The following is a 20186-nucleotide window of genomic DNA, read 5'->3' on the forward strand; positions in this document are numbered from 1 at the left end:
CTTTCACAGCAGTCGTTCTCCACAGTTTTCGAAGGTTTCGCGCAAGTGCTCGATCCATGCCCGGACAGCCGGCAGCACACCGCGACGGTGAGGATACACCGCCTGCAGCCAACCGCCAGGCAGCGACCACTCTGGCAACAGCTGGACCAGTTGGCCGCTGGCCAGTTCGTCTTCGCAATACAGCATCGGCAGCACCGTGCAGCCCAGGCCGGCAAGGGCACAGGCCCGACGCACAATGAAGTCGTCGATGCCCAGGCGTGCTTCCAGGGCCAGTTCGCAGGCATTGCCCTGCTGGTCCAGCAGGCGCAGGTGTACCAGGCGGTCGGCCTCCAGGGCGCCGAGGATCGGCAAGTGCCGCAGGTCTTCCGGATGCTCCACCGGGTGTTCACGCAGAAACGCCGGCGATACCACCATCGCGGTTTGCGCCGGGCGCAGGCGACGGGTCACCAGCAACGGGTCTTCGTCGCCTTGTTCACGTACCCGCAGGGCCACATCGATGCCTTCGTTGATCAGGTCGACGCGACGGTTGACCAGCAGCATCTCCAGCTGGACCTGGGGGTACTTGTGCAGGAAACCGTTCACCAGCGGTGTCAGCAATTCATGGGCCAGGCCCACCGGGCTGGAGACCCGCAGGCGCCCGCGAGGTTCGCTGGCCATGCTGGCCACGGCCTCGTCAGCCATTTCCGCTTCCAGCAGCATGGCCTGGCAATGTCGCAAGTAACGCTCGCCCACGGTGGTCAGGTTCAATTGCCGAGTGGTGCGTTGCAGCAGGCGGACGTCGAGGCGCTCCTCCAGTTCGGCGATGCGTCGCGACAGGCGTGACTTGGGAATGCCCAGGAGGCGCCCGGCTGCGGTGAAACTACCGGCTTCCACCACCTTGGCGAAATAGTAGAGATCATTGAGGTCTTGCATGGGATTGGCTCTATTGTCCTGCTGATGGGACTAACTATCGCATTTGTGCTGACTAATCATCCATTGGTTTCATCGGTAGGATTGCCAACATTCGATCGCCAAGTGGCGGTCCTCACTTGGAGAATCCAGATGAAACTGTTGCATATCGATTCCAGCATTCTCGGCGACAATTCGGCCTCCCGTCAGCTCAGCCACAGCGTGGTCCAGGCCTGGAAAGCTGCCGAGCCACAAGCAGTGGTGACCTACCGTGACCTGGCCGCCGATGCCATCAGCCACTTCAGCGCCGCCACCCTGGTAGCGGCCGGGACGGTTGCCGAGTTGCGCGACGCCGCGCTAGAGCATGAAGCCCAACTCAGCACCCAGACCCTGGAAGAGTTCCTCGCTGCGGATACGCTGGTGGTCGCAGCCCCGATGTACAACTTCACCATCCCCAGCCAGCTCAAGGCCTGGTTCGACCGCATCGCTGTTTCCGGCAAGACGTTCCGTTACACCGAAGCCGGCCCGCAAGGCCTGTGCGGCGACAAGAAGGTGATCGTGGTTTCTACCTCCGGCGGCCTGCATGTCGGCATGCCAACGGGTGTTGGACATGAGGATTACCTGAAGGTGATGTTCGGTTTCATGGGGATCACCGATATCGAGTTCGTCCGGGCCCATGGCCTGGGTTATGGCGATGAGGTGCGCAACAAGGCAATGGCCGACGCACAGGTGCATATCAGCGAGCAATTGTTCGCCGCCGCGTAAGGCTTGTGTAAAGACGCTTTCACGCGCATATAGCCCCACTAGACTCTGTATTCTGGTCATCTTTTCGAATGATCAGGGTACGGAGTTTTTTCATTGGTTCTTCCGGGGTTTCTGGCGCGGATCATGCATTGTGAGGAAAGGGACTTCTTGGCCGGGCAACTGCGATGCTGCGACGGATGTGTTCCAGGGCCTTGGCGGCAAGGGATGGCAGGAGTCAACGGCACTCTCGATCCAGCGGCGAAGGTGGGTGTGTGATGAAAGGTCGTTGTGCGCTGTTACTGATCTGCCTGCTCTGCGGCCCGATTTCGGTGCACGCTGCTCCCGCCCCCCACGTGCACTGGAGTGTCGGCTTCCATGAGTTGAGTTTTCTCGACCCTCTGGACCTGCAGCCAATGCGCGCCATCGCGTTCTATCCCTCTACCGGTATCGAGCACTCCAGTCACCTGGAGGGCTACCAGATCGCGGCCTCCCGCGATGCCAAGATCGCCATCGGCCGCTTTCCGGTGCTGATGCTCTCCCACGGCAATACCGGTACGCCCCTGGCGTTGCACGACCTGGCTACCTCCCTGGCGCGCAAGGGGTTTGTAGTGGTGGCGGTGATTCATCCCGGGGACAACTCCAAGGACCACAGCCGCCTGGGAACCTTGAGCAATCTCTATGGGCGGCCGATCCAGATTTCCGAAGCCATCACCGCGATCCTGGGCGATCCGATGCTGGCGCCGTTCGTCAATGCCGAACAGGTGGGAGTCATCGGTTACTCCGCGGGTGGCGAGACGGCCTTGATCCTGTCCGGAGCGACTCCCGACCTGGACCGCCTGCGGCGCTACTGCCAGGAGCGGCCGGATGATCGAGACGCCTGCAATACCCAGGGCGAACTGATCGTCGATCGCGACGACTTGCAGCCAGTGGCCGACCCGCGGGTACATGCCTTGATGCTGATGGCGCCCCTGAGCCTCAAATTCGGCCGCCAGACCCTGTCCGGCGTGCATGTGCCGGTGCTTTTATACAGCGGTGACGGCGACCAGTTGGTGGCGCTGGACAAGAACGCCGCGGCCCTGGCGCGCAAGCTGCCGGTAGCCCCGGACTTCAAGCTGCTGGCCGGGGCCGGGCATTTCGTGTTCATGGCGCCCTGTACCGCCGAGCAACTGACGGCCATGCCGGTGTTGTGCACCGACGCCGATGGCGTGGATCGGGTGGACATCCACCGCAACCTGATTTCCGAGGCTGGCCGGTTCTTCGCCAACACCTTGGGCAAGCCGAGCCGTGCAGGCATGCAGACCGCCGACCAGTGACTCAGCCGATGGCCCGGCGCTGGAGCCACAGGGTCAGGCCCAGGCCGGCGAGGGACAGCCAGGCGGCGCAGAAGAAGATCCAGGCATACCCCAGATTCAGCGCCACCGCGCCCATCAGGGGGCCGGCAACGGCCAGCGCCAGGTCGAAGAACACCGCATAGGCACTCAGCCCGGCGCCCCGACTGCTATTGGGGACCTGCTTGATCGCTTCCACGCCCAGGGCCGGGTACACCAGCGACAGGCCGAAACCGGTGAGGCCGGCGCCCACCAGCGCCCAGGCGGGCGAGGGGGCCAGCCAGAGCAGGCCAAGGCCCAGGGTCTCGACACTCATGCAGGCAATCGCCGAACGAAAACCGCCAAATCGGTTGATGCTGGAAATGAACAACAGGCGCGAGCAGATGAAGCACACGCCGAACACCGTCAGGCAATAGGCTGCACCGGTCCAGCCGCGACTGAGGTAGAACAGGGTGATGAACGTGGTCAGGGTGCCATAGCCGATGGAGGCCAGGCTCAGGCCCATGCCAAAGGGGGCAATACGGCCGAACACGGCCCAGAACGGCAAGCGTTCCCCCCGTACCACCGGTACCGAAGGTTTGTTGCGGATCAGCAGCAAGGCCAGCAATGCCATGACGCAGAGGGCGATGCCCAGGCTGGCGAAGCCGTACTGCTGGACCATCACCACCCCCAGCGGCGCGCCAATGGCGATGGCGCCATAGGAGGCGATGCCATTCCAGGAGATCGAGCGCGCGGTGTGTTCCGCACCGACCTGGCCCATGCACCAACTGATGGTACCGACCCCGATCAGGCCCTGGGCTACCCCAAGCAGCAAGCGCCCACCCAGCAGCACGACGAGGCTCGGCAGTGGCCATTGCTCCAGCCACACCGAAACCAGGGTCAGCACCCCGCTGAAGAGAATCCCCATCAGGCCGTAGATGATCGAGCGCTTGGTGCCCAGGGTGTCCGACAAGCGCCCGGCCATGGGTCGGCTGAGCAGGGTGGCCAGGTACTGCGAGCCAATGGTCAAGCCGGCGACCACCGCGCTGAAACCCAGCTGCTCGTGCACATAGCCCGGCAGCACCGCAATCGGCAAGCCGATGCACAGGAAGGCGATAAAGGTATAGATGACGATGGAGACGATCTGCAGCGTGATCGCCATGGAGCTTGGCGCGGGGCTTTGTGACTCGGGCATGAAGTCTCGTTCGCGGGCGGCGGTTAGAGGCCTGCATCATCGCGTGCCGGAAGCATAAAAGAAAGCAGGCTAACGATTGGCACAAAAAAGCCCCGTCACACTGGACGGGGCTTCTTTACTTGCTGCTTGTAGCTTGCCGCTGCTTTTAGAACATCACGCCCTGGCTGCGCAGGTAGTCGTCGTAGGTGCCGCTGAAGTCGGTCACGCCGCTTGGGCTCAACTCGATGATGCGGGTGGCCAGGGACGATACGAACTCACGGTCGTGGCTGACGAAGATCAGGGTGCCCGGGTAGTTCTCCAGGGCCAGGTTCAGCGCCTCGATGGATTCCATGTCCAAGTGGTTGGTCGGTTCGTCCATCACCAGTACGTTGGGCTTTTGCAGGATCAGCTTGCCGAACAGCATGCGGCCTTGCTCACCACCGGAAATCACCTTCACCGACTTGAGGATCTCGTCGTTGGAGAACAGCATGCGGCCCAGGGTGCCACGGATCATCTGCTCGCCCTGGGTCCACTGGCCCATCCAGTCGAACAGGCTGACGTCGTCTTCGAAGTCGTGGGCATGGTCCTGGGCGTAGTAGCCCAGCTCCGCGCTTTCAGTCCACTTCACGGTACCGGCGTCCGGGGTCAGTTCGCCCACCAGGGTGCGCAGCAGGGTGGTCTTGCCGATGCCGTTGGGGCCGATGATCGCTACGCGCTCGCCGGCTTCGACGGTGAAGCTGAAGTTCTGGAACAGGGTCTTGCCGTCGAAACCCTTGGACATGCGCTCCAGGGTCACCGCCTGGCGGTGCAACTTCTTGGTCTGTTCGAAGCGGATGAACGGGCTGACCCGGCTCGATGGCTTGACTTCGGCCAGCTGGATCTTGTCGATCTGCTTGGCCCGGGAAGTCGCCTGCTTGGCTTTCGAGGCGTTGGCCGAGAAGCGGCTGACGAAGGTCTGCAGCTCGGCGATCTGGGCTTTCTTCTTGGCGTTGTCCGACAGCAGCTGCTCGCGGGATTGGGTCGCGGCAATCATGTACTCGTCGTAGTTGCCCGGGAACAGGCGCAGCTCGCCGTAGTCCAGGTCCGCCATGTGGGTGCAGACACTGTTGAGGAAGTGCCGGTCGTGGGAAATGATGATCATGGTGCTGTTACGCGCCGTGAGGATGTTTTCCAGCCAGCGGATGGTGTTGATGTCCAGGTGGTTGGTCGGCTCGTCCAGCAGCAGGACTTCCGGATCGGAGAACAGCGCCTGGGCCAACAACACCCGCAGCTTCCAGCCCGGGGCGACTTCGGTCATCGGTCCGAAATGCTGTTCCAGGGGAATGCCCAGGCCCAGCAGCAGTTCACCGGCACGGGACTCGGCGGTGTAGCCGTCCATTTCGGCGAATTCGGTTTCCAGTTCCGCCACGGCCATGCCGTCATCTTCGGTCATTTCCGGCAGCGAGTAGATGCGATCGCGCTCCGCCTTGACCCGCCACAGCTCCTCGTGGCCCATGATCACGGTGTCGATCACGGTGAATTCTTCATAGGCGAACTGATCCTGGCGCAGCTTGCCCAGGCGGACGTTCGGCTCGAGCATGACCTGGCCGCTGGAGGGCTCGAGGTCGCTACCGAGGATTTTCATGAAGGTCGACTTGCCGCAACCGTTGGCGCCGATCAGGCCGTAGCGATTGCCGTTGTTGAACTTGACCGAGACGTTCTCGAACAGCGGCTTGGCGCCGAACTGCATGGTGATGTTGGCTGTAGAAATCAAGTGCTTGTCCTGCGGGGGTTCCAGAGGTGTATTTAGTCCCTGTCGTCAATCTTGGGCCAATCTTGGGCCAATTCGACTCGGGGCGGCAGCTTCTCCAGCTCCCTCCAGTCCGAGGAGGAGCTGATCCATTTCGCTTAGGTAGAGAGCAACATCTCGACGCCGTGGCCGAGCTGGTTCGCGATGAACGCTTCGGTTCATCCCGGCCATCAGGCACATGGTTGCGTAGGTGTGGCGGGTGTCGTACTGCCGGCGTTCACGGATATCCAGCGCCTTGAGCGCTGATTTGAAGTGGCGGATTGTAACACTTGGCTCCTTGATCCACAGCCCTCCTTTGCTCGACTGGAAAGAGCCGGTCGGAGTTACGTGCCTTGGCTTGTTGCAAATGAGTATTCCGAACCTGTTTCAACGCAGCATGATCCTGGCACAGGCACTTTTCTTACAAAGCCCAAGGGCTAAAGGCGTTTAGCCATTAGCACAGGCGTGCTAATCGACCTTGTCCAATCTCGACTCGTATAGTTCCTCCTGGATTACATAAATCGAGAAAGGACCTCCATGGGTTACAGATTTCCACTTTCCTGCAGATGGCTGGCTGTCTTGGCCGTGGCCTGCAGTACCTCGGCCATGGCCGAGCAAGCCCCGGGCGACTACTGGATCATCTATGGCAAAGGGGAGCGCCTGCACAACGAGGTGTACGTCGCCGATGCCGCCGGCATCGTGCAAAAGCCGGGTGGGGTGCAATCGGCGCAGGTCATGCAGCTGTTCGAAGACCCTGCCTTCCCGACGCTCGCCGCCTATGAGGTGCAGGTCAAATGCAAGCAGCGCCAGATCCGCCTGGACAGCGCCCGGGCGATACGTCGCTTTGACGGTGCCGTGAAGGATGTGAAGACCAATGTCCAAGGCTGGGTCGCACCGAAGGACTACTGGTTGCAGCGTACCTTCGCCTTCGTCTGCGCCCCCGACAACCGCGCGCGCAACCAAATGTTGCCGATGGGCAAGATGCCAGCGGTAAAGATGGTGGCCACGGTCCAGGCCATGTTCATCCAATTGATCGGTGTCCAGGCCAACAGTCAGGCGGTGCAAGAACTGGATGACATGCTGGGCAACAATGCCCGATGAACACACGGGCTTTGCTACTTCTCAGCCTGCTGTTGCCGAATCTGGCTGGCTGCATCCCGACCCTGCCGGAGTTGCTCGCCAGCCGCGAATGGCAGGGGCGCGACGCCAAGCAGGCCATCGACTTCTTCGGTCCGCCCTTGCGCATGGAACCGTTGCCTGGTGGAGGTGGGGTGCAGTTGGGCTGGTATCGCGACACCACCTATGTGCGCCAGGAGGTGGTCGGCAGCAGCGCGCAGATGCAAGGCAATGTGATGGTCCAGACCAACTACTGGGACGATGTATCCCATCCTGGTGGCTGCACGATCCTGATGACGGTGGACAAGGCGCGGCATATCAGTGACTTCTCCCTCAAGGGCCGCTGTAACGGCGTGAACCTGACGCCGTAGCAGTCCAGCAGAAAAACCGGCGAAGACTCGTGATAGCGGGTCCTTGTGACGACAGCGCACGTCATAGGTCAACCACTGGCGGTACAGCCCTTGTCTGCGCTATGCACCCATAAATATCGTGGGCGCCAGAATCCTCGTCGGCCACCAGGCCAAAGCTGTTCGACAAACCCAGTCGCGAAAACGCAACCTGATCGAGCGCTTGCTCGGCTGGCTGAAGGCGCGTCGTGGACGCTCACAGCACAGTTCTCCCGCGGCTGATGGAGGCAAAGATCAATGCCATGGCTCATGCCTGGTTTGAACATCAGCGGGCTGGAGGAGGGTGACCAGTATCATCCTCGATGATCTTTTGTGCGGCGCTGTTCTGTGCTGGTAGCGGCATGGCGTCTAGATCAGGGGATAGAGTAGGATGAGTGCGTTTTTTCAAGGATGGATGTGATGAACAAGCTCAAGGCGCTGAATGCAGCCGCAACTCGTTATCTAAGCCGGTTTTCCCGGAAGCAGTTTTTCTGCGCTTTTACCGTTACCACCGCTCTCAACTTCTGGTTGTCCTTTAACGTCCCCGGATATACATCGATCTACCTGTCCATGCTCAGTGGCTGGTTCTTCGGCATGATGTTCATCAATCGCGAGTCAGGTCAGTGACTTGAATCCGAGCCGGAGAGTGAAGCTTGGCGCTCAAGTTCAGCTTCACTCCTGTCGCATCACCCATCCAAAGAGTACATTTTCTTCAACTGCGCCGGCGTCAGTGGGCGAAGTTTCTGTGTCCGGCTTACGCCGATCCGTTTCTTTTCGGGATACACGCCAGGCGCAAAGTAACTCGCGCCATACTCAAAGCTGCCTTCGCAGGTTTGCACAAGCCATGCACCGCCGCGGACGCCGTTGACTCCAGTGCTGGATAGATACGGGTCCAGCCGGATCACGCAGCCGGGTGGGAAATCAGCTTTTATCAGCCGTGCCCATTCCTGGGATATGGCATCACTGGCCGTGCCAGAAGTCGACGTCAGCAGAAAGGCGAGGGCAAGAGCTGCTTGGTTCAATGAGGGCATGGCGGCAACTCCTTTGCGTCCACGGTGTGGAACAGGCATCGACTCAACATCTACCACTGCGCACTTGCAGGTAACGGCCAAGAAAGAAGCGGAGCCCGGCTGTGGCAAGCCTCCTGTGCTTCGATCATGGCGGTCACGACAAGTAAATTGCGTCTTCACGCAGCAGCGAATACTGCACCAGATCGTGGTAGGCATGCCCCCAGTATCCAGCTTTGCGCAGCACTCCTTCGCGAACGAAACCTGTGCGCTCAAGTAGATGCAATGATCGTGTGTTTTCAGGGTGCACCAATGCTTCGATCCTGTTCAGCTCCATGTGGGTGATGCCCCAGTCAATGCAAGAGACAAGCGCCTCTCTCATGAAGCCGTTGCGTTGTGCAGCTTGAGCCAGTTCGAAGCCGATCGAGCAGCTCCTCCATGAACGATTCCATTTAAAAAAACCGCAAGTACCGATCAATTGCCCGCTAGCCAGCTCTTCCATGCCCCAGCGAATGCCAGGGTTGGCAGCTGCACGCCAACTGTTGAACACTTCGACAAGTTGCTCTGCCTGTTCAATATGAGTCATGGGGTCTGTGCCAAACCATTTCATGGCATCAGCATCGCCATGGATTGCGAGCAGAGCTGGCGCATCGCCCTTTGTCAGTTCTCGCAAGCGCAGGCGTTTGGTATACAGCGTAGGAAATCCAGTCATTACCAGTTCCACGGGTTGAGCGGCAAGCGCTAGAGACTACTACAACCCGGCATCTGCAGATCGCTTGCCAGAGGGTAGCCAAGCCTTGCCGATCAGGAGTGAAACTGCTCGAAAGCCTCGGCCTCGATCTCACCGGCTCCTGAAATGAGCGTTCCACCTTCTTCGCGCAGCTGGTAGTCATGCTGCTCGCCACCGATGCTTGCTGCTCCGTCGAGGCCCAGCAGCAGGGTGTAGAAGACATCGGTGAGCGCGATATCCATCGCGTCCCATAGCTGGCGAGATTGCCCAGCGTCCAGCCCGAGTGCCCTGAACTGCTGCGCAGCTGCTCCTGTCCCCTGGCGAAGCTCTTGCAGTACCAGGCATTTCTCGGCTTTCCAAAGTGCTACGAATTGTTGTGCATCCATGGTGTTCATTCCGTCCTGTCGTCCGGCTGCGAGTATGCCAGCACTCTCCAATGAACTCATGCCGGGCGGTGGTTGCCGTCGAGCGCCATCTTTTCTGGAGGGTGCCTGCCTTCCTGGTGGTTTCGGGCTGCGTCGGTTCCCAGTCACCTGTCGAGGGTTCCACGACGCCGGGCAACAGGTCAGTTGGGCTGCTGGAGCATCAGCCACTCTTGCTTGCTGATGTAGCTGATGTGTTCGCTGCGGTAGTCGTTCATGTACGGGTTGAGTGTGCTGGCCTTTGTGTGATGGTGCTTGAAACCGCATTTGGCCTGGGCACGGAATGACTGCTCATTGCCGGCGAAGTAACCACACCACAGGGCGCCGAGCTCAAGGTCGACGAAGGCATGGCGCATCAGTTCCCTGACCGCCTCCGGAATCAGGCCCTGGCCCCAGAACGGTACGCCGATCCAGTAGGCGATCTCGGCCTCATCCTGGGCGATGTCGAAGTGGCTGTCCTGGCCGATGAGCAGCCCCACCAGGCCGATGGCGATGTCGTCCTGCCTGCGGGTGACGGCATAGACCTCAGGGTTGGAGAAGACTGTCTGGATGATTTCCAAACTCTGCGCTTCGCTGGTGTGAACGGGCCAGCCGGCAATCGGGCCCACCCGCGGATCGCTGGCGTACTCGTGCAGGCTGGTGGCGTCGCTGGCCCTCCAGGGCCGTAGGACAAGGCGTTGGGTATTCAACATAGGTGTTTTCCTGAATGCTCTGCAGCACAATGACGAGCATCATTGTGAAAAACCACGAGGGCAGGAACAACGCATGGACCCGGGCACAATAAGTAATTTTCAAAACAATAGTCCCATCGCCGTCAGTATCTCGGTGAGTGATCTGGCGGGAAGCGGCACCGAGGATTTTTTCATCGGCTGCTGCAGGTTCGACGAACATCAAGGGCATCCCTTGGCATTGGCCTACGTCGTCGTGCTGGTGTGCGAGCAGGGCGATGCCGAGCTGGAGGTGAATTTCCAGCCGTACAAAGTGACGAAAAACGATGTTCTGGTACTCGCCGAGGACTCGATCGCGTTGGTCAGGCACAAGTCGCATGACTTTTCCTGTCGCTGCTATCTGCTCAACCGAGCCATTGCCGCGGAGGTGGCGGCAGTTCTGCCCAATAGTCTGTTCGCCTTCCTCAATCACTCGCCGTTTTTTACCGTGGACACGCCGTTCCTGGCCTTCCTGCAAGCTTGGGAACTTCAGGCAGGCATCATTCAGGATCACGGGTCGAACTATCGACGCCGGATGCTGGTAAATCATTTCCAGAACCTGTTCTTGTGGATCTGCGAGAGAGTCGACTTGCAGTGCATCACGAAAAACGACTACAGCAGGCCGCAAGCGCTGTGCTGGAGGTTCTGGGAGTTGATCGCAGTGCATTGCAGGCAGCATCGCGAGGTAGCGTTTTATGCCGGGCTGCTGCATGTAACCCCTTATTACCTGGCCCAGCTGTCCCGTAAATATTTCAACGACGCGCCCAAGACACTGATCGACCGGCAGGTGGTGCTGGAGATCAAGAAGCAGTTGCTGCAACCGCGAAAGCCCGTGCAGCAGATCGCCGACGAACTGCATTTCGCCGATGCGTCCTACCTCGGCAAGTACTTCAAGCGCCATACCGGCCTGGGCCTGAGCCAATACCGCAAACGCTGAGGGCCTTTGCGATTTTCTGGGACAGGTTCATCTGACGTCATCCGATCGTGATTCCTGGCCTGATTCTCCACCTGCTCTGAATGGGGGAGGCGGCCCCAGCAATGATCCGAGCCTGCGTGTTGCATGAAGCCGCCTGAGTTTCACCGTCAGCGCGTTGGCGCAGAGCGTCTAGGAGACGGGCTTGAAGTAGCGGGCCGGCGTGGTGCCAAACAGGCCCTTGAAGGCGGCGACGAAACTTGAGGCTGATTCGTACCCCACTTCCAGCGCGACATTCGTCACGCTTTCGCCGTACGCCAGGTGTTCCATGGCGGTGAGCAAGCGTTGCCGGTGGCGCCAACTGCCGAAGGACATGCCTGCTTCATGGCTGAACAATCGTTCGATGGTGCGCGGGCTGGCTCCGACCCGGGTGGCGAGGTGTTCCAGTGACTGGCGGTTCGCCGGTTCGCTGCGCAATATCCTCGCCAGGCGCATGGCCCGGGGATCCGTAGGGAAGGGCAGGTCCACCGGGGAACGGTCCAGCGCCGTCACTTGATCAATCAGTACCCGGGCGAGCCGGGCCTCGGCCGTGTGCTCGGCATAGTCCCAGGGGAACCCCGCGCAGGCGGTCATCACCTCGCGCATCAGCGGTGTGATGCCAACCACCAGGCAGTAGCCCTCGCGAGGCATATCGTAGGCATCAGGATCGATGTACAGCACCCGGGTGTGGGTGGGGCGCTTGACCAGGGTCGAGTGCTCGGTGCCGGAACTGATCCAGATCGCCCGGGTGGCCGGCAGGACCCATTCGCCCAGGTCCGTGGTGACGTGGATGACGCCATTGGCGGCGCACATCAACTGGTGGCGCTTGTGCCGATGAGGCGGCAGGTCTTCCGGAAACCATTGCTCCAGGCGCCCGACCACGGGGGCATGGGCGTTGTCCGGGTCGGGATCGCGGGGGGCGGTATCGTGGCGGGTTATCGACATAACTTGGCATAGTACAGATAAATCACGGCTACCATTCCTTGTAATGTGAATGACTCTCAATAGCAGATATGCATTGCGTCATTCCGAGGAGTCGTTGTGTCACACGTTCCAGCAAATCCCACCGCGCCGCTTTCAGGGCAAACAGACCACCGCACGGTCCTGTCGGCCCCCAAGCGTTCCACTCATTTGTCCTTTTTCATGGCCGGGTTCGCCCTGTCATCCTGGGCCCCGCTGGTGCCCTTTGCCCAGGCCCGCCTGGGGGCCGACTCGGCAACCCTGGGCGCATTGCTGCTGTGCCTCGGGCTGGGGGCGATCATCGGCATGCCAGGTGCAGGTGCCTTGGCCGGCCGCCTGGGCTGCCGGACGCTGGTCCTTGCAGGGGGCGTTGGCCTGGTCATCGCCTTGCCACTGCTGGCCATTGTCTCTACACCCCTTGCCCTGGGCCTGTGCCTGCTGCTGTTCGGCGCTTCGGTCGGGGCCATTGACGTGGTGGCGAACATTCACGGCACCCAGGTGCAGAAGATCGCCAACGTGCCGCTGATGTCGCTGTTCCATGGGCTCTACAGCATCGGCGGCCTGCTGGGCGCCGTAGCGGTGACGGCGGGGATCGCTGCCGGCGCCAGCCCGGTGCTGGCGGCCAGTGCTTCGGCATTGATCATTGCCTTATGCCTGGTGGTGGCCGCCCCCGGGTTCCTGGAGACCCGGGCCGGCGAAAGGGCGCCGCTGTTCGTCATGCCCAGGGGCGTGGTACTGATCGTCGGGCTGCTGGCGATGGTGATCTTCCTTGCCGAAGGCGCCATGCTCGATTGGAGCGCTCTGCTGCTCGCTCGGGAAAAGGGCCTGGATGTCGGCCTTGCCGGTGCTGGGTACTCGCTGTTCGCCTGTGCGATGACACTTGCCCGCCTGGTTGGCGATCGGATCGTCGCGCGCATCGGCGAGCGCTCGATGCTCATCGCGGGATTCCTGATCACGGCGGCTGGCCTGGGCCTGGCGGCCTGGGCCACCGACCTGTCGCTGGTGTTCAGCTGCATTGCCGTCGCCGGCCTGGCAGCGGGGAACGTGGTTCCGGTGCTGTTCTCGCTGGCCGGCCGGCAACGGGTGATGCCGGCGTCCCACGCCATCGCGGCAGCGAGCATGCTGGGTTATCTCGGGGTCCTGCTGGGCCCGGCCCTGGTGGGTTATGCCGCGCACGCGGTGGGCTTGGTCCAGTCCTTCTATGCCATCGGCGCCCTGGTGGTCCTGGCCGCCTTCGCCATCCCCCGGGCCTTGCGTGGCCAGGCGTGAGGCGCTGAACCGCTGTTCAGTCCCCGAGGCGGTACGATAGCGTTTGCATGAAGTCCCGCAGAACCCCCGCGGCCTCTGCCGGCGCCGCCTGGAGCAGGCAGTGGGGGCCTTCGATCTCTACCAGCCGGGCATCCTTGCGCAGTTGCAGGATCAAGGCTGCGGCAGCCGCGGGCACCAGCCGGTCCTGGCGCGCCCGCAGGTACAACAGCGGCACGTCGGAGGCGGCCAGCGCCTGGCGGCTGTCGACATCAGCCACCGCCTGCAACCGGGCGCGCAGCACCGGCGGTGCTACCTGGTCAACCGCCCCGGCCAGGGCGCTACGCAACCCTGGAGTGGAGAACCTGCCCAGCATCAGTGCATCCAGGGGCCAAAACGGCAGATACCGCAAGGAGGCGAACCTGAGGAGTCCTCGCAGGGGACGCAACGCCGGCCGAGGGTTGCAGGCAAAGCTGGCGCACAGCACCAGGCCGAGCAGGCCGGCAGGTCGACGGGCTGCAATACCGATCGCAACCGGGCCGGAAAAGGACTCCCCCAGCAGGATGAATGGCCGATCCTTGGGCAACAGTCGCCAGACCCGCTCCTGCAAGGTGGGGTAGTCCAGAGGCTGGCTTGTGGGGTAGTCCAGCACTTGCACGGGTACTTCGGGGCCCAGGGCTTTGAGCAACGGTTCGAACAGGCGGCCGGTGCCGTCCATTCCAGGCAGCAGGACCAGGGTCGGGGAAAGTGAAGGGGCCATCGATCGGGCGATCCTTGCCAGGTAATAGGGGCGTTAGGTGGCGCGCAGCATACTCCGCCAGGTCCCAGGGACATAGCCAGGCAGTGACGCGCTGGCTTGCAGAGGATTTTCCTTGAGTTGCGTCAATACCCGGCGCAATACCGTGGAACGGCTACAGAATGACCGCAGCTTTTCACAAATTTGGATTAACCCTTGGTTACAAACTGTGGCTAAAATGCCTGCCGACGGCCAGATGCCGAGGGCTGCCCTGGCAACGACAAGTGTCGCCAGTCGCGCCTTTTTTATTCAGACGCTGCCATTTGCCTCCGGCCCTTCGGGCTTGTGGAGGCGCAGCATGTTCCCTTCTGACGTGTGACGATTTCCGTGAAACTCATCATTGCCGCTGTATACGTTCTATCCATTGCATACGTACACCTGCGGGGGCGAGTGCGCCACAAACTGGGTCGCCAACTCAGTGACCACTCCACTTTCCTGGCACCGATCAACTGTTTCCTCTACCTGTTCTCCAAGTTCCCCAACCGGCCTTACCTGGACCCAGCCGACTTTCCGGAGATGCAAAAGCTCCAGGAACACTGGGAAGAGATCCGCGCCGAGGGTCAGAACCTGCTGCAGGCGGGTGAGATCAAGCGTTCCGACCAGTACAACGACGTGGGTTTCAACTCGTTCTTCAAGACTGGCTGGAAGCGTTTCTATCTCAAGTGGTACGGCGACAGCCATCCTTCGGCGATGAAGCTGTGCCCGCGTACCACAGAACTGGTCCAGAGCATCGGCTCGATCAAGGCGGCAATGTTCGCCGAGCTGCCACCCGGTTCGAAGCTGGTGCGGCACCGCGATCCTTACGCGGGCTCCTATCGTTACCACCTGGGCTTGGCCACGCCCAACAGCGAAGGCTGCTACATCGAGGTCGACGGCGAGCGTTATCACTGGCGCGATGGCGAAGCGGTGATGTTCGACGAGACCTACATCCATTACGCGGAAAACACCACCGAACAGAACCGCATCATCCTGTTCTGTGACGTCGAGCGGCCGATGAAGTATCGCTGGGCGGCCGCGTTCAATGGCTGGTTCAGCCGTACCGTGATGTCGGCGGCCGGTTCGCCCAACGATGCAGGCGACAAGACCGGCGGCCTGAACCGGGCCTTCAACCGGTTGTACAAGATCCGCCTGCGGGGCAAGGAACTGAAAAAGCGCAATCGCACGCGCTATTACCTGGAGAAGTGGGCAATCTTCGCCGCGCTGCTGTTGCTGTTCATCTATATCTGATCCTCCTGCCTGATGGCGCTCTTCATCGACCGGCCACCTGGTTCCGGTGAAGAGACGCCACTTCGGCGCCTGCCGCCTCTGCGGATACCGGGCGTTACATCTCCTGCACGATTATTTGATTAACAAAGCCGAACCCTGGGCGTAGCGTGGAATCGAACTCGATACCTGTCGCTCCCGAGGAGACTTGTCATGAACAGTCCGGCTCACGGCCTTGCCGCCTTCATCGCCCTGGCCTGGATCGCTGGCGCCGCCTGGGCCACCGGCCCTGTCCCACAGGCGTCCGGCCAGGTTTCCAGCGCCCTGCAACTGGCGCAGAACCTGCCCGGCAGCGGTAACAACGACCCCTACAGCAACCCCATCCGCCGCGCCAATCCCAACAGCATGCAGGGTACCCAGCCGGCCACCCCGCCGATGCGCGGCCCCGGCACCGTCCCCTCAAACCCTGCGCCCAGCCTGGAAAACGGCGGAATCGGCAACGGTTATCCCCGGGGTGGGGTGCAGCGCTCCAACCCCGATCCGCGGCCGCCCAGCCCCAGCTACGACGCCAATGGCAACCGGCGCTGAGGCGCGCGGCTGTGCTGCAGGTGGCCGTGTCACGGCGGCTGCCAGGGAATCTTTCGATCCATAGAAGGAAGCAAGCATGTTGCGTAGAACCTTGATCGCCACCTTGTGCTCCAGCGTGCTGCTGGTCAGCGCCGTGCCAGCCTCGGCCGCCGATACCCAGACGTTCCCCAGCGAGCAGGGCACCCTGAACCTGGTCCCGGTCGTGCAGGGGCTCGATCATCCCTGGGCCCTGGCGTTCCTGCCGGACCGCCAGGGCATGCTGGTCACCGAACGTCCTGGCAATCTGCGTCTGGTAAGCCCGGATGGCAAGCTGTCAGCCCCGCTGGGCGGTGTGCCGCAGGTTTGGGCCCACGACCAGGGAGGGCTGCTGGATGTGGCATTGTCGCCGGACTTCCGCCAGGACCGCATGGTCTACCTGTCCTACGCCGAAGGCGGTGGCCAGGACGGGACCGCCGGTACCGCGGTAGGACGTGGCCGGCTTGCCGAGGATGGCAGCGGGCTCAAGGACTTCCAGGTGATCTTCCGCCAGGCGCCGAAGCTGTCCACTGGCAACCATTTCGGTTCGCGCCTGGTGTTCGATCGCGACGGCTACCTGTTCATCACCCTGGGGGAAAACAACGTACGGCCTACCGCCCAGGACCTGGACAAGCTCCAGGGCAAGATCGTGCGCCTGTACCCCGATGGCCGGGTTCCCGAGGACAATCCCTTCGTCGGCCAGGCCGGCGTACGCCCGGAAATCTGGAGCTACGGTCATCGCAATCCCCAGGGGGCGGCGCTCAATCCCTGGAGCGGCACCCTCTGGGAAAATGAACATGGCCCAAGAGGCGGTGACGAACTCAATATCATCGAACGTGGCAAGAACTACGGCTGGCCCCTGGCGACCCATGGCATCGACTATTCCGGCCAGCCGATCCCCGAAGCCGGAGGCCAGACCGCGCCGGGCACCGTGGCACCGCACCACGTCTGGGAAAAGTCCCCGGGCATCACCGGCTTGACGTTTTACGACGCTGACCGCTTCAAGTCCTGGCAGCACAACGCCTTTATCGGCACCCTGGCCAGCCGCGAGCTGATCCGCCTGCAATTCGACGGTGATCGCGTGGTGCACGAAGAACGCTTGCTGGGCGAGCTCAAGGCGCGCATTCGCGATGTGCGCCAGGGCCCCGATGGTTATCTCTACCTCCTCACCGACGAGGACCGAGGCGGGTTGTACAGGCTCGGCCTGGATTAGTCGACGGGCACCCCTAGGCGGGCGAGCGTGGATAAAGGACCACGGCGGCCCGCAGCTTGCTGCTGCCGAAGCTGCACATCTTGTCGAACGCGTGGTGGCTCACCGGCAGGTGCTGGCAGTCCATCGCCTGGCGATGCTGGCTGTGGTCGACATCGGGGTCGTGCAGGTAGACGAAGTCCTCGTCGCAGTCGGTGACCATCACCCAATGCGGAGCCTTGGAGTGGGTCAGGCGGTAGCTGCTGATCAGCACCAGCGGCCGGCCCCCCTCATCCAGCAGGCGGGGCAGATTCAGCGGGCCGCCGAGCACCTGCTGCACATCGCTGGCATCCAGTTCCTTGCAGAATTCGTCGTGCACCAGGCGCATGACGTCCTTTTTATGCTCGTCGCGTACACCGTTGAGGAACAGCGGCCCGACGCTGTTGACCTGCAAGCGCACGCCAAAACCTCGGCGCCAGGCGGCCAGGGCCAGGCCCTGGGGGCTGCAGCCGCCATGACCGGCGGTCATGAACACCGTGGTGGCTTCACGCCAGATCTGCAACTCCTCCCGGCGTTGCAGCGCACGTGACGGTTGCAGGGCCGCCATGGCCATCAGCAGGCAGGCCGGGCCGCAGGTGAAGTCGGTGGTTTGCGGGTAGTAGGGCACGTGGACACTGCGGGTCTGGTGATGCTCGCGGATGCGTTTTTCCAGGCGCAGGGCATCGGCATGGTCTTCGTAATAATCGTGGAGCCGGGCGAAGCGCCGGTAGCCCTGGCGCTCATACAGGGCGATGGCCGTGGGGTTGTCGCTGCGCACCTCCAGTCGCATGTAGGCGCAGTCATGGGCCAGGGCGCAAGCCTCGCTTCGTTGCAGCAGGCGCTTGCCCAGGCCCAGCCCGCGGGCATCGGTGGCGATGGCGATGGAGTACAGGCGGGCCAGCGAGGTACCGCGGTGGAAGAGCACCAGGGCATAACCCAGCAGGCGTTCCCCGTGCCTGACCACCAGCAGTTGCCCGTGGGCGCGGCTGATCATCCATTGGAAGCTGCGCGGGGTCAGGCGGTCGCTGGTGAAACATTGCTGTTCCAGGTCCAGCAGGGCCGGCAGGTCGTCGGGGGTTGCAGTGCAAAAGACAAGATCCATATAACCGCCGTAAAAGTTGCGTAATGAAACGAGACTTCAAAAAAAGTTCGTGCTTAATAGAAAGGGTCAGGTTTCTTCAGCGAGATCGAACTTTATGTCAGCGGTACAAAATCATTGGCGGGAAGTATCCGGGCAAAGTTTGCCGGCGACAATCACCTCGACAGGTTATTTTTCAACACTCGATAAAACATCAAGTCGGGTCATCATCATTGTCGAACGCAAGGAAGATTGGGCCTCTTATTTTCCCAGTGAAGACATTCTCACTGCCCAGGAGTACCTGGAACACAGTCGGGAAAGCGAGCCGGGCAAGCGGGTCCAGGTCATCAACCTGTGTCGCAGCTACAAGTACCTGGGGCATGGCTACTATTGCTCGCTACTGGCCGAGGCCCGTGGCCACAAGGTGATTCCCTCGGTACGCACCATCAGCGAACTGACCCGCAAGGCGCTCTACGGGCTGGCGCTGGATGATCTGGACAAGACCCTGGAAAAGGCCCTGAGCCATCATTTCTACAGTGATACCGAAGGCTTCACCCTGACACTCTATTTTGGTCGAACCCATATAGAGCCTTTGCAGGAACTGGCTCGTCAATTGTTTGATTTATTCCCATGTCCGATTCTACTAGTTGAATTCAAGCGAACTAACAGTTGGCATATCGACGGGGTAAAGTGTGGTGCGCTGCACAAGTTGCGAGAAGATCAGGAAGATCAGTTCGCCAACTCCCTGGACAGTTTCAGCCGCAAGGTCTGGCGTGCTCCTCGTTCCCGGCGCCTGGCCCGTTATGACCTGGCGATCCTTCACGACCCCCAGGAAGCCTTGCCGCCCTCCAACGCCCGGGCGCTGGAGAGTTTCGTCCGGGTCGGCAAGGGTTTGGGGATCGACGTGGAGCTGATCGAGAAGAGGGACTATGGGCGGTTGGCCGAATACGATGCCCTGCTGATTCGCGAGACCACCAGCGTCGACAACCACACCTATCGTTTCGCCAAGAAGGCCGAGAGCGAAGGGCTGGTCGTGATGGATGATCCGACCTCGATCCTGCGCTGTACCAACAAGGTCTACCTCAGCGACCTGCTCAAGGGCCATCAGTTGGCCATGCCCGCCACCGAGATCCTGTACAAGGAGCGACCGCAGGACTTCGAGCGAGTAGGCGAGCGCCTGGGGTTTCCGCTGGTGCTGAAGATTCCCGATGGCTGTTTTTCCCGTGGGGTGATCAAGGTCGAGAGCCAGCAGGCACTGCTGGAGGCCACCGCCGAGTTGTTCGAGCACTCGGTGCTGCTGCTGGCCCAGGAGTTCTTCTACACCGAGTACGACTGGCGCATCGGTGTGCTCAACCGCAAGCCGATCTTCGCCTGTCAGTACTTCATGTCCAAGGGCCACTGGCAGATCTACAACCACAAGGCCAAGGGCCAGGACATCAACGGCGAGTGCCGCACCCTGGCGATCCACGACGCCCCGCGAGCGGTGGTGGAGCTGGCGGTGAAGACCGCCAACCTGATCGGCGACGGGCTGTACGGGGTCGACCTCAAGCAGTCCGGCGACAAGGTGGTGGTGATCGAGGTCAATGACAATCCGAACCTCGACGCCGGCATCGAGGATGCCTACCTGCAGGACGACCTGTATTGCCTGGTACTGGAGGAGTTCGTTCGCCGTCTGGAACTCAAGCGCCGGGGCCAGGCCTGGTGAGGTGGCGCTGACCCAGGGTGCCCGACTGCGCCATGGCGGCAAGTGCCCGATGCCTGACCTGCCGGCCCAGGTCAGGCGGCCGGGGCATTGTCCCGGCGTTGCAGGGCCTGGGCTTCGAGCTATCGTCCTGCGGCCTGTTGTTCGCCCCGGAGCGGTTGCAGTCGGTG

21 protein-coding genes and 1 pseudogene are annotated in these 20186 nt (G+C 61.6%); 11 read left to right on the forward strand and 11 right to left on the reverse strand.

The window, feature by feature from the left end:
* Nucleotides 1–3 precede the first annotated feature (3 nt).
* Entirely contained in the window at nt 4–912 is a 909-nt protein-coding gene (locus LGQ10_RS02890) for a LysR substrate-binding domain-containing protein (protein ID WP_226524624.1), read from the reverse strand.
* A 129-nt stretch (nt 913–1041) separates the two neighbouring features.
* Between LGQ10_RS02890 and LGQ10_RS02895 the strand changes: the two genes are divergently transcribed.
* Entirely contained in the window at nt 1042–1653 is a 612-nt protein-coding gene (locus LGQ10_RS02895) for an FMN-dependent NADH-azoreductase (RefSeq protein WP_058437063.1), read from the forward strand.
* 254 nt (nt 1654–1907) lie between these two features.
* Nucleotides 1908–2945: an alpha/beta hydrolase family protein gene (locus LGQ10_RS02900; protein WP_226524625.1), complete on the forward strand. Its 1038-nt coding sequence runs from the start codon at nt 1908–1910 to the stop codon at nt 2943–2945.
* A gap of 1 nt (nt 2946) precedes the next feature.
* Here LGQ10_RS02900 and LGQ10_RS02905 read toward each other — a convergent pair whose 3' ends face one another.
* The 3 genes and pseudogenes from LGQ10_RS02905 to LGQ10_RS31390 form a co-directional block, all read right to left on the reverse strand.
* Complete coding sequence (locus LGQ10_RS02905; protein WP_226524626.1) at nt 2947–4134, reverse strand: MFS transporter; 1188 nt, start codon at nt 4132–4134, stop codon at nt 2947–2949.
* Nucleotides 4135–4279: 145 nt separating this feature from the next.
* A complete protein-coding gene (locus tag LGQ10_RS02910) occupies nt 4280–5866 on the reverse strand; it encodes an ABC-F family ATPase (protein WP_226524627.1) in 1587 nt (528 codons plus the stop codon).
* Between the two features lie 32 nt (nt 5867–5898).
* Nucleotides 5899–6250, reverse strand: a pseudogene (locus LGQ10_RS31390) (integrase).
* Nucleotides 6251–6487: 237 nt separating this feature from the next.
* Between LGQ10_RS31390 and LGQ10_RS02915 the strand changes: the two are divergent.
* The 3 genes from LGQ10_RS02915 (at nt 6488) to LGQ10_RS02925 (ending at nt 8010) form a co-directional block, all read left to right on the forward strand.
* Nucleotides 6488–6982, forward strand: coding sequence for a hypothetical protein (locus LGQ10_RS02915; RefSeq protein ID WP_226524628.1), 495 nt, complete (start codon nt 6488–6490; stop codon nt 6980–6982).
* Nucleotides 6979–7368 carry a hypothetical protein gene (locus LGQ10_RS02920; RefSeq protein WP_226524629.1) on the forward strand — a complete coding sequence of 130 codons (390 nt, stop codon included), beginning with the start codon at nt 6979–6981 and terminating at the stop codon, nt 7366–7368. Before LGQ10_RS02915 ends, LGQ10_RS02920 begins: the two co-directional genes overlap by 4 nt.
* Before the next feature lie 435 nt (nt 7369–7803).
* Nucleotides 7804–8010, forward strand: a complete 207-nt coding sequence (locus LGQ10_RS02925; RefSeq protein WP_226524630.1) for a hypothetical protein — start codon at nt 7804–7806, stop codon at nt 8008–8010.
* A 59-nt stretch (nt 8011–8069) separates the two neighbouring features.
* Here LGQ10_RS02925 and LGQ10_RS02930 read toward each other — a convergent pair whose 3' ends face one another.
* From LGQ10_RS02930 to LGQ10_RS02945, 4 genes are all read right to left on the reverse strand, one after another.
* Nucleotides 8070–8414, reverse strand: coding sequence for a hypothetical protein (locus LGQ10_RS02930; protein WP_226524631.1), 345 nt, complete (start codon nt 8412–8414; stop codon nt 8070–8072).
* Between the two features lie 133 nt (nt 8415–8547).
* The gene (locus tag LGQ10_RS02935; RefSeq protein WP_226524632.1) at nt 8548–9102 is read right to left on the reverse strand and encodes a GNAT family N-acetyltransferase; all 555 of its coding nucleotides are present in this window, start codon (nt 9100–9102) and stop codon (nt 8548–8550) included.
* Nucleotides 9103–9194: 92 nt separating this feature from the next.
* Nucleotides 9195–9506 (reverse strand): hypothetical protein, encoded by a 312-nt coding sequence (locus LGQ10_RS02940; protein ID WP_226524633.1) that lies wholly within the window; start codon nt 9504–9506, stop codon nt 9195–9197.
* Between the two features lie 179 nt (nt 9507–9685).
* Nucleotides 9686–10234, reverse strand: coding sequence for a GNAT family N-acetyltransferase (locus LGQ10_RS02945; RefSeq protein WP_226524634.1), 549 nt, complete (start codon nt 10232–10234; stop codon nt 9686–9688).
* A gap of 73 nt (nt 10235–10307) precedes the next feature.
* Between LGQ10_RS02945 and LGQ10_RS02950 the strand changes: the two genes are divergently transcribed.
* Nucleotides 10308–11186, forward strand: a complete 879-nt coding sequence (locus tag LGQ10_RS02950; protein ID WP_226524635.1) for a helix-turn-helix domain-containing protein — start codon at nt 10308–10310, stop codon at nt 11184–11186.
* A gap of 168 nt (nt 11187–11354) precedes the next feature.
* Here the strand turns inward: LGQ10_RS02950 and LGQ10_RS02955 are convergent, their stop codons facing one another.
* Nucleotides 11355–12146 (reverse strand): AraC family transcriptional regulator, encoded by a 792-nt coding sequence (locus LGQ10_RS02955; protein ID WP_058438698.1) that lies wholly within the window; start codon nt 12144–12146, stop codon nt 11355–11357.
* 96 nt (nt 12147–12242) lie between these two features.
* On the opposite strand from LGQ10_RS02955, the gene LGQ10_RS02960 reads away from it, so the two are divergent.
* A complete protein-coding gene (locus LGQ10_RS02960; protein WP_226524636.1) occupies nt 12243–13430 on the forward strand; it encodes an MFS transporter in 1188 nt (395 codons plus the stop codon).
* Nucleotides 13431–13446: 16 nt separating this feature from the next.
* Here LGQ10_RS02960 and LGQ10_RS02965 read toward each other — a convergent pair whose 3' ends face one another.
* Nucleotides 13447–14166: an alpha/beta fold hydrolase gene (locus LGQ10_RS02965; protein WP_058438696.1), complete on the reverse strand. Its 720-nt coding sequence runs from the start codon at nt 14164–14166 to the stop codon at nt 13447–13449.
* 363 nt (nt 14167–14529) lie between these two features.
* On the opposite strand from LGQ10_RS02965, the gene lpxO reads away from it, so the two are divergent.
* From lpxO to LGQ10_RS02980, 3 genes are all read left to right on the forward strand, one after another.
* Nucleotides 14530–15429 carry a lipid A hydroxylase LpxO gene (lpxO, locus tag LGQ10_RS02970; protein ID WP_058438709.1) on the forward strand — a complete coding sequence of 300 codons (900 nt, stop codon included), beginning with the start codon at nt 14530–14532 and terminating at the stop codon, nt 15427–15429.
* 189 nt (nt 15430–15618) lie between these two features.
* Nucleotides 15619–15993 (forward strand): hypothetical protein, encoded by a 375-nt coding sequence (locus tag LGQ10_RS02975; protein ID WP_226524637.1) that lies wholly within the window; start codon nt 15619–15621, stop codon nt 15991–15993.
* A gap of 76 nt (nt 15994–16069) precedes the next feature.
* Entirely contained in the window at nt 16070–17221 is a 1152-nt protein-coding gene (locus LGQ10_RS02980) for a PQQ-dependent sugar dehydrogenase (protein ID WP_226524638.1), read from the forward strand.
* A gap of 13 nt (nt 17222–17234) precedes the next feature.
* Here the strand turns inward: LGQ10_RS02980 and LGQ10_RS02985 are convergent, their stop codons facing one another.
* Entirely contained in the window at nt 17235–18338 is a 1104-nt protein-coding gene (locus tag LGQ10_RS02985; protein ID WP_226524639.1) for a GNAT family N-acetyltransferase/peptidase C39 family protein, read from the reverse strand.
* A 94-nt stretch (nt 18339–18432) separates the two neighbouring features.
* Here LGQ10_RS02985 and LGQ10_RS02990 point away from each other — a divergent pair, with 94 nt between their 5' ends.
* Nucleotides 18433–20019, forward strand: coding sequence for a RimK family protein (locus tag LGQ10_RS02990; protein WP_226524640.1), 1587 nt, complete (start codon nt 18433–18435; stop codon nt 20017–20019).
* Nucleotides 20020–20186 lie beyond the last annotated feature (167 nt).

This window comes from Pseudomonas sp. L5B5 (assembly GCF_020520285.1).
Taxonomy (GTDB): Bacteria; Pseudomonadota; Gammaproteobacteria; order Pseudomonadales; family Pseudomonadaceae; genus Aquipseudomonas.